Here is a 14,494-nt window from a genome sequence, read left to right as displayed (position 1 = left end):
GTGAGTTCGGCCTATCCTCGAGTGGTGCAGAACGAGCCGACGGTACAGCTGACCGCAGTACGGCGGTTGTACGAGGTGAGCGCGCGGATGGGCGCCGGGCGCAGCCTGGCCGAGACGCTGCAGGCCGTCGTGGACGGCGTGGTCGACGGGCTCGGCTTCGGGATCGCGGTGCTGAACCTGCGGCAGCCGGACGGGAAGTTCGAGGTGATCGCGGTCTCCGGCTCGCCGGAGGCCCGCGAAGCCCTGCTCGGCACGATCAGCGCCGCGGACATCTTCGACGCCGAGTTCGCGATCGCCGACGTCTGGGGCGGGCTGCGCTTCGTCCCGCACGAGCGGCTCGGTGAGGGTGAGGTGGTCGGGTGGGTGCCCGACGTACCGGTCTCCGACGATCCGGACGCGTGGCACCCGCTGGACGCCTTGTTCGCCCCGCTCTACTCGCCCGATCGCGAGCTGGTCGGGATGCTTTCGGTCGACCTGCCGGAGGATCAGCGGCGGCCGGGGCCGATTCACCGCGAGCTGCTGGAGATCTTCGCGACGCAGGCCGGGCTGGCGATCGACAAGGCCCGGCTGACCGACCAGTTGCTCGCCGAGAAGGCGCTGCTGGAGGCGAGCGAGACCACGTTCCGGATGGTCTTCGAAGGCGCCGGGAACGGGATGGCGACGGTCGCGCTGGACGGGCCGGAGTCCGGCCGGATCCTGCAGGTCAACGATTCCTTCTGCCAGATCACCGGGTACGCCGCGGAGCAGCTCGTGGGCGCCTTCGCGGGCGAGTTCCTGCGCGATGAGGAGCCCGAGCAGACCCGGCACGAGCTGGCCCGGCTGGCGCACAGCAAGACGCCGTACCGGTTCGAGCGCATCTTCACCCAGCCCAGCGGCAACGAGATCTGGCTGGGCGGTACGGCGGCGCTCGTCGGCCGCGACCCGGGCCGCATCCTGCTCGTCCAGATCGACGACGTGACCGCCCGCAAGGACGCCGAACGCGAGCTCCGCCACCACGCCGCGCACGACCCGCTCACCGGCCTCCCGAACCGCCGCCTGCTCCAGCACCGCTTCGACCTCGTCCTGGAGCGCACCCGCGCCTCCGGCCGCCCCGGCGCCCTGCTCTTCTGCGACCTCAACCACTTCAAACTCGTCAACGACAGCTACGGCCACGAGGCCGGCGACCGCGCCCTCCGCGAGATCGCCACCCGCCTCTCGAACGCCGTCCGGCACGGCGACACCGTGGCCCGCCTCGGCGGCGACGAGTTCGCCATCCTCGCCGAGGACATCACCCCCGAAGCCCTCACCACCCTCATCACCCGCCTCACCACCGCCGTCAACCGCCCCCTCGACGGCATCACCATCGCCGTCACCACCGCCATCGGCACCACCCCCATCACCCCCACCTCCCCCGACCTCGACACCCTCCTCCACACCGCCGACCAAGCCATGTACGCCACCAAAACCCACCGCACCTGAGTTTGTCGGCGCCCTCTGCTTGGATCTCGACCACGAGTTGAGAGGGTTTCATGCGGACTTTGATGAGTGGGCAAGCTCCGGTTTCGTACGGCCAGATCTACGTGGAGAGCGCACAGGCCGATTACGACGTGGACGACTGCTTTCGGGGGCAGCGCAACGGATTGTGCGGCGCAGCATCCGCCGGCACGTTGTTCCTGATCACCGGGATGCACACGGGTGATGTCGGCTTCGCGGTCGAGGCGTACGACGAGGAGCCGGTGATCGACGAGTCGTGGGAGGAGATCGTCGAGGCGTCGTACCAGCCTGGCGGGGAGGCGGCGCTGGTGTCGTGGGGTGGTGAAGGGCGCTGGCCGCTGGCGCTCGCGGAGACGACGTACCGAGTTCGGTACTGCGGTTCGGGGATGGACGCCGCGCACGACTCCGACCCGCCGATGGACGACGAGCCACCGGTGGATCGATACGTCCTACAGTTCTGGCCCGCGCCGGCGGCGCCGGATCGGATCGTCAAGAGGACCAGCGAGCTCGCGGCATACTGGCACCGAACGGCGCAGGCGCTGCCCCCGCCGTTGACGCCTGAACAAGTCGCGGCCGCGGAGGCGAAGCGGGCCGCGGACCAGGCCGAACTGTGGGCGGCGGAGCGGCTGGAGTCCTGGGGTGGCCGGCTCCCGAGCGAGCGGGTTCAGCAGGTGCAGCAGGCCTCGCGTCTGGCCCGGCTCGACCGTGAGCTGCTCGACGAGCTCGACGCTTCGGATGCCGAAACCCTCACCGCTGTCGCCCGCTGGTCCGCCCGGCAAGCCTGCGCGGCCGCCGGTCTCGACCAGATCGACTGGATTGCCGATGCGCTCGACCGAATGGACCAGGGCGTCGACTTCTCCGAGCTGTTGCGCCCGCCGGCCGGCACGTTCGACGGCAGCTTCGCGATCATGCACAGCGGTGACTGGGATGCGAGTCGCCCGGCACCGATCCAGGCGCTGCTTACGTTGACCGCGACGTACGACGAGGAGCCGCTGCGCGCCGCCATCGCGACGCTGTGGCTCGCAGTCGGCGCGAGCGGCCCTGAGGTCGTCGCTCGGCTCCGAACATCGTTCCCGCAGCTCAGGAACCCAGTGCGGTAAGGGGTTCGTCGGTGAGGCGGTAGACGGTCCATTCGGATTGGGGGTTGGCGTTGAGGGATTCGTAGAAGTCGATGGCGGGGGTGTTCCAGTTGAGGACGGACCATTCGAGGCGTTCGTAGTTGTTGCGGACGCATTCTTGGGCGAGGGCGGTGAGGAGGGCTTTGCCGAGGCCGGTGCCGCGGGCGGTGGGGCGGACGAAGAGATCTTCCAGGTAGATGCCGTGGACGCCGCGCCAGGTGGAGTAGCTGAGGAACCAGATGGCGCAGCCGGCGATCTCGTCGTCGTGGAGGGCTATGTGGGCGAAGACGGCGGGGGCGGGGCCGAAGAGGGCGGTGTGGAGTTGGTCGGCGGTGAGGTGGCACTCGTCGGGGGCGCGTTCGTAGTCGGCGAGGGCGTGGACGAGCTCCACGATCGCGGGGACGTCTTCGGGGCGGGCACGGCGGACGCGGTCGTCGGTCATGCGGTCATCCTGCACCAGCGAGTTCATCTGGCGGTCAGGGCTTCGACACCCGGCGACAGAAGACTGGCTGGGCGCTTTCCTACCTGAATCCGCCTCGTCCAGGAGGTAACTTTCATGACCGTCTCCCGCCGTAGGTTCCTCGCCGTGGGTGGTGCGGGCTCGGCCGCCGTGCTGCTCGGCACGGGCGCCTGGGACGCCTCGACCACGTACGCCGCCCCGACGTCCGCGGGTAATCCGTTCACCCTCGGGGTCGCCTCGGGCGATCCGCAGTACAGCAGCGTCGTCCTGTGGACCCGGCTGGCGACCGACCCGTACGCCGTCGACGGCAAGGGCGGGATGCCCGCTCGCCCGGTCCGCGTCGAATACGAGGTCGCGCTCGACGAGCGGTTCCGGTACGTCGTCCGTCGCGGCAGCGTGGTCGCGACGCCCGAGCTCGGGCACTCGGTGCACCCGGAGATCCACGGGCTGCTGCCCGACCACGTCTACTACTACCGCTTCCGCACCGGCCACCAGGTCTCGCCGACCGGCCGGACGCGGACGACGCCGCATCCGTTCGCCAGCCCGCGGGAGCTGCGGTTCGCGTTCGCGTCCTGCAACGCCTGGCAGGACGGGTACTTCACGGCGTACGACCACATGGCGCAGGAGGACCTCGACCTCGTCGTCCACCTCGGCGACTACCTGTACGAGTCCGGCGTGAAGACCAACAAACGCGGCGTCACGACGGACCCGCGCTTCCACACCGAGACGTTCGACCTCGCGCGGTACCGGCTGCAGTACGCGCTCTACAAGACCGAGGCGCCGCTGCAGGCCGCGCACGCCGCGCACCCGTGGATCCACACCTTCGACGACCACGAGGTGGAGAACAACTGGGCCGGGGACATCTCCCAGATCGACACCGAGCCGGACCAGGACCGCGCGGTCTTCCGTGCCCGCCGCGCGCAGGCCTTCCAGGCGCTCTACGAGAACATGCCGCTGCGGCACGAGCAGATGCCGGCCGGCCCCGACATCCGCTACCACCGCCGTCTCCCGTACGGGCGGTTGGCCGACTTCACCATCCTGGACACCCGCCAGTACCGCTCCGACCAGGTTTGCGGTGACACCGACACCTCGGACTGCGGCGACCGTTTCGACCCCGACAACACGATGCTCGGCGGTAAGCAGCGCGCCTGGCTGCTGGACGGGTTCCGCAGGTCGCCCGCGCGCTGGCAGGTGATCGGCAACCAGACCCCGATGGGCCAGACCGACTGGGCGGCCGGCCCGGAGACGCACGTCTGGACCGACCCCTGGGACGGTTATGTTGCCGAGCGCAACAAGGTGCTCGGGGCCGCGCGGGACAGCGGCGTCCGGAACCTGGTCGTGATCACCGGCGACCGGCACCAGAACTACGCGCTCGAGCTCAAACCCGACTACGCCGACGAGAAGTCGAAGGCGGTCGGCACCGAGTTCGTCGGGACGTCGATCACCAGCGGCGGCAACGGCGCCGACATGACCGAGCAGGGCAAGCAGTTCCTGGCCGCGAACGAGCACCTGAAGTTCTTCAACGCACAGCGCGGCTACGTCCGGGTGACCGTCGACCAGCGGCAGTGGCGCTCCGACTTCCGGGTGCTGCCGTACGTCCAGACGCCCGGCGCCCCGATCAGCACGCGGGCGACGTACGTCGTCGAGGATCGGAACCCGCACGTCCACAGCGCCTGATTGATCGCTCCGGGTGGTGAATCCGTTCTGATATTCCTGTTGGAGTTTGGGGATTCGGTGCGGGAACTTGGAGGGTATGGCCACTCAGAACAACCACACCCGGACGATCGGCGAGCTCGCCGTCAGCTCGATCGGCCTCGGCGGGATGCCGATGTCGATCGAGGGGCGGCCGGACGAGGCGCGCTCGATCGCGACCATCCACGCCGCGCTCGACGCCGGAATCACGCTGATCGACACCGCCGACGCCTACCACCTGACCGCGACCGACGTCGGTCACAACGAGACCCTGATCGCGAAGGCGCTGGCGTCGTACGGCGGCGACACGTCGAACGTGCTCGTCGCGACCAAGGGCGGCCACCTGCGTCCCGGTGACGGCAGCTGGACGCTGGACGGCTCCCCGGCGTACCTGAAGCAGGCCGTCGAGGGTTCGCTGAAGCGGCTCGGCGTGGAGGCGATCGGGCTCTACCAGTTCCACCGGCCGGACCCGAAGACGCCGTACGCCGATTCGGTCGGCGCGATTCGCGACCTGCTCGACGCGGGCAAGATCCGCCAGGCGGGTATCTCGAACGCGAACCCGGAGCAGATCAAGCTCGCCAACGAGATCCTCGGCGGCCGGCTGGTTTCGGTGCAGAACCAGTTCTCGCCGAAGTTCCGCTCCAGCGAGCCGGAGCTCGAGCTCTGCGACGAGCTCGGGATCGCATTCCTGCCCTGGTCCCCGCTCGGCGGGATCTCCAGCGCCGGTGACCTCGGCGACAAGCACCCGGCCTTCCACCAGCTGGCCGGCGAGCTCGGCATCAGCCCGCAGAAGCTGACGCTGGCCTGGATGCTGCACAAGTCGCCGGTCGTCATCCCGATCCCGGGCTCCAGCCGGCCGGAGACGATCCGCGACTCCTACTCCGCGGTCGACGTCACCCTCACCCCGGAGCAGGTCGCGGCGCTCGACGCCGCCTGATCCCGCGCGCCGCCTCCTCCACTCAGGGGGAGGCGGTGTCGATGGCGGTCGCGTAGATGGCCTGCATCTTCGGCCAGTTGGCGACCAAGGACGAGGCGTAGATGACATAGTCGTTCTGGCCGGCTCGCCAGTACATCGAGTTGACGTGCTTGCGGCCGTCCGCGGTGTCGAACTCGAACTCCCAGTTCACGGCCTCGTGCTGACGCCAGGACTGCGAGCGGAGCGCGATCAGCTTGTAGCCGGGGTAATTGCCGCGGAAACCGGCCTCGGCCTGCTGCATCACCTGGAGCAGCGGGCGGGTGGGCGATGGGGAGCCGCCGTACCGGAGGAAGCTGGTCGGCTCGGCTGGGTCGTTCGCCTGGGCGTCGGTGCCGTTCGCGCGCGGCTTGCCCTGCCAGCCCTTCGGGATCGAGGTGACGATGCCGCCCGGTCCTGAGACGCCGATTGCACCCGTGGAGGTCGGAGTGGTGGACGGCGCGGTCGGCTTCGAGACAGTGGGCTGCTCGGACGACGGCTCTGTCGAGGGCCTCGTCGACGGGGTTTCACTCGCCGTCGGCGTACTGGCGGTTGGGGTGGGCTCGCTGGCTGCTGCGTCGTCGGGCGCGCGCAGTACGAGCAGCCCGGCGCCTACTGCCCCGCAGACGACGAGGTTGACCGCGAATGCGGTGGCGGCCAGGCGCTTGGAGGTCATTCCGGGATGTGCCATCGGTCCAGCACTGTAGGCGACCGCTGTGGCGCCTACCAGGTACATAGGGCATACAAAGCGCGTCGCTGGTGTTGAGGAGCGCATGGAGGACATGCGTGCACTCAGCTACGGCATCGGTCAGCAGTACTTCGAGGAGCGCGACTACCGCGGTGCGATCCGTGCGCTCCTTCCGGTCGTCGAAGAGACGCCGGACGACGTCGGCACCCGGCTACTGCTGGCGCGTGCCTACTACCACGCGGCGCTGTTGAAGCCGGCCGAAGAGCACCTACTAGAGGTGCTGGAACGTGAGCCCACCGAGTACTACGCCCATCTGATGCTGGCGCGGACTCTCGAACGCCAGTCCCGGCGGGACGAAGCCGGTAAGCACCGCCGCATCGCAGCGGCGCTCACCGGCGACGACGAGTTGCTCAAGCCACACCGCAGCTGAGCCGCTGCGCGGCATACAGATCCGGTACGGCGGGGCGGGCGTCGGGTAGGTAGGTCGCGTTCTCGAGATCGCCCTGGAAGTCGCGCGGCAGACCGCTGGCCGTGGACGTGAGGCCCTGCAGCCCGACAGTGATGCTGCGGGGCGCCACGTCGGTCAGGTGAATGGCGTACGGGCTGCCAGAGGTGATGCGGACGTTCCAGTGCGCGATGCGCGCGCCGAACAACGGTCCGGACGCCGCTGAACCACCGACTCGGCCGTTGTTCACCAGAGTGATGTCGGTCCGAGCATTCTCGAACGGCATCGCGCGATGCGTGTCGAAGGTGCCCTCGGCCATCTTGCCGCGCCGCCACACGTTGCCGGCCGAGAGACCTTCGAGGTTGAGGCCGTGGTGCAACGCACCGGACGGCAACGCCACGGTGAACGGCTCGATCTCGAATCCGTCGACCAGGTTGTCGTGCGCCTGCATCCGGCACGCGAAGCTGTGGTGCGCGGAGCGGCCGCCGACGACCACGTTGGTCAGCGTGATCGCCTTCGTGGTGGTGAACCCGAAGCCGAGATCGCAGTTCTCGACGCGGACGTCGTCCGCCCAGCAGTCGTGAACGGCCTGGAAACACAGGCCGTTCGCGCCTGGGTGCCGGTTGTGGATCGTCATCGGGCGCAGCTCGTTGCGGATCGTCAGCGACTCGATGCCGACGTCGTGCACGGTCGGGCCGATCTCTCGTAGTCGCGACGGCCAACTCGGCCGCAGGTCGTAGCGGAGCGGCTGGGCCAGCCGGACGAGGCGTTCACCAAGTACCGCCTCGATCCGGACCGGCCACTGCAGGCTGGCGTACTGCACGTACTGACCGCCTGAGCCGGTGGTCAGTTGCGGTGCTCTGGTTCGCCAGTCGTAGCTGGGCAGGCCGGGGATGTCACCGGCGAGGTGACGCAGGACGCCGGCGTCCGCGGGGTTGTCTGTTTCCAGGACGACGAGGTCGCCGGCTTTGAGGTTCGCGGTCGTGTTGACCAGGAGGGTGCGCTGGCCGCGGGACGCGGCGCCGACGTCCGCGAGGGTCTCGCCGAGCAGCCAGCCCTCGGAGGTCGCGTAGTCCTCGGCCTCGGACTGCGCCTTGCGCTCGGCGGGCATCACCCAGATCTGGCCGCCCGTCCATGACCAGCGACTTTGCAAGCTGGGTTGGAGATTCGGGCGGTACGACTCCTCCAGCGGTTTCGTGAAGTGGAGGATCGTGCGGCCGCGGCCGGCGCCTTTGAGGACGACGTTCGACCAGTGGATCCAGAGCGGAGAGTCGAGTCGATAGGTCCCGGCCGGTACGACGACGGTGCCACCACCGCGTTCACCGGCGTACCGGACGGCGGCGGTGAAGGCGGCCGCGGCGTCGTTCGGGCTGTTCGGGCGGGCGCCGAAGTCGACGACATCGGCGACCGTGCGCGGACGCCGGGGGCGCTCGCCGCCGCGATAACCGGCGTGCGAGATGTCGGGGATGAGCGGGTGCGCGCCGGGGGCGGCGGCCCATTCGTCGAGCAGCTGGGTGGAGAGGTCGCGCCGGGATTTGGTCGTCGGGGCGGCGTGGGCGGGGGCGGTCAGCAGACCTGCGGCGGGGGCCGCGGCGGCGGAGCCGAGCAGGAGCCGGCGGCTCAATCGAGCTGATTCAGGGGACATTCGGCACTCCACGAGGCGGGCGGGAGGTTTCATGTGACGGCACTCAGTTTCACCACGCGGACCCACCATGACAAGAGCCTGTGGTTCCGGAACTTGCCACTTCCTGCAGATGTTTTTCGGTCTTTCCGCTCCAACCGGCTCCTGGCCACCGCTAGGGTCGATTCCGCTCCGTGACGACCAAGTGGCCTTGAGCGCCCGAACCGGGAGGACCGCGTGGGGATCTGCGTCCGCTGTGGAAACCAGCGAGACCCGGCCGGCCAAACCTGCCCACACTGCGGCGCCGGCGCCGCACCACCCACCGGCGTGGCGCCGGGCCCGAGCGGGCCGCCGCGCGGCCCGTCGGTCGCGCCGGCTGGTCCACCGCGGTCGCCGTCCGGCCCGGTCGGCGTACCGACTGCGTCCTTCCTGGAGAACGCCGGTCCCCCGACCGGCCCACCGCGGCCGCATCCGGCGCCACCGGACGTCGCGCCGGCCGCAGCGAAGGGCTCGAAGCGCGCGCGGGCAGCTGCGTGGTGGCGGTTCGCCTTCACACCGCCGCCGGGTTATCCAGGCGTGCTCTCCTGGTTGATGACCGGCATGCTGCGCAACAAGCGCGGCCTCGTCGGGGCCCTGCTCGCCGCCTGGCTGAATCTGCCGGCCGCCGTCCTGCTCGGCGGCGTCGGGCTGGTGTTCGGCGGTATCGCCGGGTTCGCGGGCGGCTTGTACGGCGGGTTCAGCTCGGCGAGCTCGTGGCTGAGTGACATCCCGGTCCTGGACAGCCTGCTCAGCGGCACTCTGCTCCAAGGCGGCGGCATCCTCGGTCTGCTGGCCGGGGCCGCGGTTGGCGCGGTCGGCGGTTTCGTCGGCGGCCTGTTGCTGCCCTGGCTCGCCGTCACCGCGGACAGCCCGCTCGAAGCCGTTGGCCGGCTGCTCGCCCAACTCCTGTCGGCGGCGCTCTGCGGTTTCCTCTACACGATCTACCAGATCGCGACCGACCGCTGGCAGCTCAAGCTGATGGGCGCGCGGCGTCCGAGCCGGCGCGAGCGGGAGCTGATCGAGCCGATCCTGCAGGACTGCGCTCGCAAGATGGGCCTGGCCTTCGTCCCACCGCTGCTGATGCTGGACGACCGCGATCCGAACGCGTATGCCTCCGTCCGGCACATCATGGTCACCAAGGGCTATCTGGACGAGTTCGACTACGCGCCCGAGCCGCTCGCCGGCGTCCTCTGTCACGAGCTCACGCACTGGCGGAACGCCGACGCCCTGGCCGGCGCCTTCATCCAGGGCGTCGCGCTGCCGCTCTACATCTCGTACCGGGTCTGCAGCTGGTTGCTCGCGAGTACCCGCGGCGTCGTCCAGTTCGCGATCGCGATCATGACCTGGCCGATCTTCGTCACGATCAGGTACATCGTCGTCCCGATGCAGGCGGCCGGTGGGCGCGCGATGGAGTACCAGGCCGACCAGGGCGCGGTGTTCGCCGGTGAACGGGCCGGCCTGCGGACGGCGCTGGCCCGGTTCCGGACGAACTTCGACGGCGCGCGGAACAGCTGGGAGTTGTCGATGCAGGCCAGTCACCCGCCGAACGAGTTGCGGCTGGAGGCGATCGAGGAGCCGGGCGTCGAGTACCCGCTGCCGGACGCCGACGCCCCGGCGGCGCCGACGCCGGTGATCGTGACGAGCGGCCTGGCGAGGGACTGATGAGCAACCAGTGGCCCGCGATCCCGCCGTTCACGACCGACCCGCGCCGGCAGGTGTTCCTCGGGTGGGACGCGCGCGGCGGGTACAAACGCTGCTGGAGCGCCCCGGAGGACTCGGTCGGCATCATCGGGCCGCCGCGGTACGGCAAGACGTCCGGGCTGATCATCCCGTCGGTGCTGTGGTGGGAGGGACCGCTGGTCTGTACGTCGACACGCGGCGACATCCTCCAGTTCACCGGCAACCGGCGGCGCGCGCTGGCAGCGCCGTACGGGGGCAAGGTCTTGGTGTACGACCCGTTCGGCAGCGAGTATCCCGAGCTGTCGATGCGCTGGTCGCCGTTGGCCGACTGCGAGAACCCGTCGGTCTGCTACCGCCGGGTGGCGGCGATGACGGCGGTCGCGGGGCAGGGCGTCTCGGACGGGGACCACTGGCGTGGCGGCGCGGCGGCGATCCTGCGCGCGTACTTCCACGCGGCGGCGCTCGAAGGGCTGCCGGTGTCCGTCGTACGGCGTTGGTTGACCGCGCAGGAGACCCGTGACCCCACGGCGATCCTGCGGTTGTCGTCGAGCCCGGGCGCGATGTGGGCCGACGATCTGGACGCGGTGAAGCTCCTCGGCGATCGGGAGCGCGGGAGCTTCTACTCGGTGGCTCGCAACACGCTCGAAGCGACGTCCGAACCGACCGTACTGGCGTCCTGCTCGGCGAACGACCTGGACATCGACGAGTTCCTGAACACCCGCTCGTCCCTGTTCATCATCGGCCCGTCACACCAGCAGCAGGCGATCGCGCCGCTGATGGCCGGCCTCGTCGACAGCATCGCCCAACGCGCCTCCGAACTCGCCGCCGCCCGCGGCGGCCGCCTCGACCCGCCGCTGCTGCTGGCGCTCGACGAGATCGCCAACATCGCGCCCCTGCAAAGCCTGCCCTCCCTGGTCAGCGAAGGCGGCGGCCGCGGCATCGTCACCATGTGGGCCACCCAGAGCCTCGCCCAGCTCCGCAACCGCTACGGCGTCGAACAACAAGCCGCCATCCTCGCCGCCACCACCGCCAAACTCATCTTCGGCGGCCTCTCCAACGGCGACGACCTGCACAACATCTCCTCCTGGGCCGGCGAAGAACGCCAGTCCATGACCAGCACCAACCTCAACCCCAACGCCATGGCATCCGCCCCCGGCACCGTAGGCGTCGGCGGCTCCCTAGGAGCCGCCAACCACACCGTCTCCAGCATCTACCGCCCCGCCCTCCCCATCAGCTCCATCCAAATGCTCCCGCCCTTCCACGCCTGGCTCTTCTGGCGCTCCGAACCCCCCTTCCAAACCGAAGCCCGCCCCGCCGGCGCCATCCCCGAATTCGCCACCCTCCAAGGCTTCACCCCATGACCCCCACCACCCCGAAGGACCCCACCACATGAACACCGACGACTGGCAGTACATCGCCATCGTGTCCCAGGCAGCGCGGGAGACGGCCGAGCGTCCGGGGGCTTTGTGGCGGCGGCAGGGTGATGTTCTCGAGTACCTGTCGTTCGTCGACTGGACGTGGCATCCGGGCACCGAGCGGTACTTCCCGCTGCCCAGCCTGCAGGTCACGATCTCGGCGGAGCAGGCCGAGGAGTTGCTCGCCGATCGCCAGCGATTCGTCAAGTACTGGGTGCTTCACGAGTCGCGGGCCAAGGGCGACCCCAGCGACGGCACCTTCGTCTACCGCCGGCTCAGCAGCCCGGATCGCCTGGCGGAGCAGTACTTCTGGAACACCGAGTGGACCGACACCACCGAGATCCACGACTTCCTGGTCGGCGGTCCCCACGACGTCCCCGACCTGAAGCCGATCGACGCGGCCGAAGCCGAACGCATCATCCAGGAGACCACCGGGGTCGTCGGAGCCACCGACCTGTGAGTTCCGTGGCATGGCGCGGCGAAGGTCACGAGGCCCATCTGACGCTGACCGCCGAGGAAGACCGGGCCGTCCGCGAGGCGCACCAGCGCGCCGCGGATCGGCGGCGTGCCCTCGACAGGGCGCTCGAGCGGGTGCGGAACGAGACTGCTGAGCACAACAGCAAACTCGAAGGACTCGACTTCTCCCTCAAGTCGCTCAACTCGTTCCGGAGCAAGGTGGCGCGTCGTCCGCGGCGGCGCTCGGCGAAGGACGTGGCGGACTCGACCAACGACCTCAACCGCTACACGCTGACGTTCCCGCGTGAGCAGTACACCGACGGCGTACGGGACGCCTACCGTCGGCTCGAGGATCAGAAGTTCGTCATGCTCAAGGAACGCAACACCTTGAACGAGCCGGACTACCGGGGCATCAACTCCACCTGGGCGGTCGTCGAGGACGGCGAAGTGCTGCAGCAGTTCGAGGTGCAGTTCCACACTCCCGAGTGGTTCCGGGTCAAGGACCGGGACAACCACCTGCTCTACGAGTTGGACCGGGCCCGGGCGACGGTCGACACCCGCCGGATGTCCGAGGCCGAGCGTTACGACCACCTGCAGTACCGGGAGGCGGTCCGGCATATCCAGACCGAGCGTTACGGCGACACGGAACCGCCTCCGGGCCACGAAGAGTTGATCACGCCGGTGGAGCACAGGCCGCTGGCTGAGGTTGAGCAGCGGTACGTCGACCAGGTTCTCGCGGATGAGGACGAACTGCGGGAGCGGAAGGCGCAGGAGGCGCGGGAGAAAGCTGAGCGGGAGGCGCAGGGCGGCACTGAGCGGGAGGGGGAGCCGCGGGGGCGGTTGGCGGGGGAACCTGAGGATGGGCTCGACGAGGGTGGGGCCGAGGGCGATGGGGTGCCGGAGGAGGCGCCGGTAGAGCGTGGGGAGGAGGTTGTTCTCGAGGAGTCGGGGGACGTCGAGGACGACGTACTGGTCGAGAGCGGGGTTGGCGAGCAGGAAGAGTCCGAGGTCGAGGCGGACTCACAGGCGGATGTTGATGCGCAGGTTGAGGACGACACCCAGGCGCAGACTGACGTAGCGACCGAGCAGCAGGCCGAGTCGGAGACGGACGCGCAGGTCGAGTCCGAGACCGAGGCCCAGGCCCAGGCCCAGGCCGAGGCCGAGGATGAGCAGCAGACACAGGCCGACGAGGCCCAGTCTGAGGCGGACGCGCAGGTCGAGGCCGAGGCGCAGGCGGAGACCGACGCCGAACAGCAGGCTCAGACCGACGAGACCGAGCAGCAGACACAAGCCGAGACCGAGGCCCAGGCCGAGTCCGAAGATGAGCAGCAGGCACAGGCCGGCGAGGTTGAGTCGGAGGCGGACGCGCAGGTCGAGTCCAAGACCGAAGCCCAGGCGGAGACCGACGCCGAACAGCAGGCACAGGCCGGCGAGGTCGAGGCCGAGGCCGGCTCGGAGGTCGGGTCGGAGGCGGACGCGCAGGTCGGGTCCGAGACCGAGGCGCAGGCCGAGCCCAACGCCGAACAGCAGGCACAGACCGACGAGGTCGAGCCTGAGGCCGACTCGCAGGCGCAGGTTGAGTCGGAGACTGACGAGCTGGCCGCGTCCGAGGCCGAAGGACAGGCCGGGGTTGAGGTCGAGGGGGAGGGGCGGGCCGGCGGACAGGCTGAGGGTGACGAGCTGGCTGAGGCGGGGGGTGAGGGGGAGACCGAGGCCGTGGGTGAGGCGGATGACGCCTCGGCGGGGGTGGACGACGGCGGGGCGTCAGGCGAGAGCGGGGCGTTGGGCGAGGGCGGGGCGGTAGGCGGGGTCGAGGCGGAGGATGACGCAGCGGCCGGGGTGGGTGAGGGCGAGGCGTCGGGCGAGGGCGCGGCGTCAGGCGAGAGTGCGGCTGCGGGTGGGGGCGAGGTGGAGGGTGGCTCGGGGGCTGGGGGTGGGGGGATGGCGGGTGAGGATGCTGAGGTGGCGGCGGCTATGGAGGCTGAGTCTGGTGCGGGTGGGGGTTTTGAGGGGGGCTCTTATGACGGGTCGGCTGAGGGGTCGGCGGATCGGGAGGTGGAGTGATGGCTGGTAGGCCGGCTTGGGTTTGGGAGGGGTTGGGGGCTGAGGAGCGGGCGGTTCGGTGGGGTGGGTTGGCGGAGTGGGTGGAGTGGGTTGAGGAGGCTTATGCGCCTTGGGTGGTGTTGCCGCCGTGTTGGCCGGTGCATGAGGGGTTGCGGGTCGAGTTGGCGATGTTCTGGTACTGGCATCGGTGGGTGGTGGGGAGTGCGGTGAATCCGGCCGACGGGGTGCGGTGGCACAACGAGTTGCGGCGGTCGGCGGTGGCTTGGAAGGAGCTGGCGACGTGCCGGCACGAGCCGCCGGTGCGGCACCACGGGCAGATCATGGCGGACCGGAACGCCAAGCGGGACGAGTACCTGGCGCAGGCCCAGAACACAGCCGAGGAGGCTTGAGG

The 14,494-nt window shown here is 69.7% G+C and carries 13 protein-coding genes; 10 read left to right on the top strand and 3 right to left on the bottom strand.

Annotated elements, in window-relative coordinates; genetic code table 11:
- Positions 1-24 precede the first annotated feature (24 nt).
- On the top strand, positions 25-1,458 hold the full coding sequence (locus HPO96_RS17950) for a diguanylate cyclase domain-containing protein (RefSeq protein WP_337796688.1): 1,434 nt from the start codon (positions 25-27) through the stop codon (positions 1,456-1,458).
- A gap of 50 nt (positions 1,459-1,508) precedes the next feature.
- Positions 1,509-2,573 carry a hypothetical protein gene (locus HPO96_RS17945; protein ID WP_171674579.1) on the top strand — a complete coding sequence of 355 codons (1,065 nt, stop codon included), beginning with the start codon at positions 1,509-1,511 and terminating at the stop codon, positions 2,571-2,573.
- Here the strand turns inward: HPO96_RS17945 and HPO96_RS17940 are convergent.
- The gene (locus HPO96_RS17940) at positions 2,554-3,033 is read right to left on the bottom strand and encodes a GNAT family N-acetyltransferase (RefSeq protein WP_171674578.1); all 480 of its coding nucleotides are present in this window, start codon (positions 3,031-3,033) and stop codon (positions 2,554-2,556) included. The two genes, HPO96_RS17945 and HPO96_RS17940, sit on opposite strands and share 20 nt — an antisense overlap.
- A 114-nt stretch (positions 3,034-3,147) precedes the next feature.
- Here HPO96_RS17940 and HPO96_RS17935 point away from each other — a divergent pair, with 114 nt between their 5' ends.
- Positions 3,148-4,728 carry an alkaline phosphatase D family protein gene (locus HPO96_RS17935; RefSeq protein ID WP_171674577.1) on the top strand — a complete coding sequence of 527 codons (1,581 nt, stop codon included), beginning with the start codon at positions 3,148-3,150 and terminating at the stop codon, positions 4,726-4,728.
- Between the two features lie 76 nt (positions 4,729-4,804).
- A complete protein-coding gene (locus HPO96_RS17930) occupies positions 4,805-5,680 on the top strand; it encodes an aldo/keto reductase (protein ID WP_171674576.1) in 876 nt (291 codons plus the stop codon).
- A gap of 22 nt (positions 5,681-5,702) precedes the next feature.
- Here the strand turns inward: HPO96_RS17930 and HPO96_RS17925 are convergent, their stop codons facing one another.
- A complete protein-coding gene (locus tag HPO96_RS17925) occupies positions 5,703-6,371 on the bottom strand; it encodes a hypothetical protein (protein ID WP_171674575.1) in 669 nt (222 codons plus the stop codon).
- Between the two features lie 106 nt (positions 6,372-6,477).
- On the opposite strand from HPO96_RS17925, the gene HPO96_RS17920 reads away from it, so the two are divergent.
- Positions 6,478-6,813 carry a tetratricopeptide repeat protein gene (locus HPO96_RS17920; protein WP_238355157.1) on the top strand — a complete coding sequence of 112 codons (336 nt, stop codon included), beginning with the start codon at positions 6,478-6,480 and terminating at the stop codon, positions 6,811-6,813.
- Here HPO96_RS17920 and HPO96_RS17915 read toward each other — a convergent pair.
- The gene (locus tag HPO96_RS17915; protein ID WP_171674573.1) at positions 6,794-8,473 is read right to left on the bottom strand and encodes a glycosyl hydrolase family 28-related protein; all 1,680 of its coding nucleotides are present in this window, start codon (positions 8,471-8,473) and stop codon (positions 6,794-6,796) included. The genes HPO96_RS17920 and HPO96_RS17915 overlap by 20 nt on opposite strands.
- A gap of 213 nt (positions 8,474-8,686) precedes the next feature.
- On the opposite strand from HPO96_RS17915, the gene HPO96_RS39640 reads away from it, so the two are divergent.
- The 5 genes from HPO96_RS39640 to HPO96_RS17890 are packed head-to-tail and all read left to right on the top strand — an operon-like array spanning position 8,687 to position 14,492.
- The gene (locus HPO96_RS39640; RefSeq protein WP_337796687.1) at positions 8,687-10,150 is read left to right on the top strand and encodes a M48 family metalloprotease; all 1,464 of its coding nucleotides are present in this window, start codon (positions 8,687-8,689) and stop codon (positions 10,148-10,150) included.
- Entirely contained in the window at positions 10,150-11,529 is a 1,380-nt protein-coding gene (locus HPO96_RS17905; protein WP_171674572.1) for a type IV secretory system conjugative DNA transfer family protein, read from the top strand. Before HPO96_RS39640 ends, HPO96_RS17905 begins: the two co-directional genes overlap by 1 nt.
- A gap of 28 nt (positions 11,530-11,557) precedes the next feature.
- Positions 11,558-12,043, top strand: a complete 486-nt coding sequence (locus HPO96_RS17900; RefSeq protein WP_171674571.1) for a hypothetical protein — start codon at positions 11,558-11,560, stop codon at positions 12,041-12,043.
- Positions 12,040-14,103, top strand: coding sequence for a putative sodium/potassium/calcium exchanger (locus HPO96_RS17895; protein ID WP_171674570.1), 2,064 nt, complete (start codon positions 12,040-12,042; stop codon positions 14,101-14,103). The genes HPO96_RS17900 and HPO96_RS17895 overlap by 4 nt, the downstream gene beginning before the upstream one ends.
- Positions 14,103-14,492, top strand: coding sequence for a hypothetical protein (locus tag HPO96_RS17890; RefSeq protein WP_171674569.1), 390 nt, complete (start codon positions 14,103-14,105; stop codon positions 14,490-14,492). The genes HPO96_RS17895 and HPO96_RS17890 overlap by 1 nt, the downstream gene beginning before the upstream one ends.
- Positions 14,493-14,494: the final 2 nt, after the last annotated feature.

Origin of the sequence: Kribbella sandramycini, from assembly GCF_013131805.1 — a bacterium.
GTDB classification, from domain to species: Bacteria; Actinomycetota; Actinomycetes; order Propionibacteriales; family Kribbellaceae; genus Kribbella; species Kribbella sandramycini.
This window is presented reverse-complemented; position numbering and strand designations above follow the sequence as displayed.

Excerpts from the sequence above, each read along its gene's own strand:
- HPO96_RS17925 (WP_171674575.1), bottom strand. The coding sequence starts at position 6,371 with ATGACCTCCAAGCGCCTGGCCGCCACCGCATTCGCGGTCAACCTCGTC.
- HPO96_RS17935 (WP_171674577.1), top strand. The coding sequence starts at position 3,148 with ATGACCGTCTCCCGCCGTAGGTTCCTCGCCGTGGGTGGTGCGGGCTCG.
- HPO96_RS17930 (WP_171674576.1), top strand. The coding sequence starts at position 4,805 with ATGGCCACTCAGAACAACCACACCCGGACGATCGGCGAGCTCGCCGTC.
- HPO96_RS17940 (WP_171674578.1), bottom strand. The coding sequence starts at position 3,033 with ATGACCGACGACCGCGTCCGCCGTGCCCGCCCCGAAGACGTCCCCGCG.
- HPO96_RS17890 (WP_171674569.1), top strand. The coding sequence starts at position 14,103 with ATGGCTGGTAGGCCGGCTTGGGTTTGGGAGGGGTTGGGGGCTGAGGAG.
- HPO96_RS17945 (WP_171674579.1), top strand. The coding sequence starts at position 1,509 with ATGCGGACTTTGATGAGTGGGCAAGCTCCGGTTTCGTACGGCCAGATC.
- HPO96_RS17905 (WP_171674572.1), top strand. The coding sequence starts at position 10,150 with ATGAGCAACCAGTGGCCCGCGATCCCGCCGTTCACGACCGACCCGCGC.
- HPO96_RS17915 (WP_171674573.1), bottom strand. The coding sequence starts at position 8,473 with ATGTCCCCTGAATCAGCTCGATTGAGCCGCCGGCTCCTGCTCGGCTCC.
- HPO96_RS17920 (WP_238355157.1), top strand. The coding sequence starts at position 6,478 with ATGCGTGCACTCAGCTACGGCATCGGTCAGCAGTACTTCGAGGAGCGC.
- HPO96_RS17900 (WP_171674571.1), top strand. The coding sequence starts at position 11,558 with ATGAACACCGACGACTGGCAGTACATCGCCATCGTGTCCCAGGCAGCG.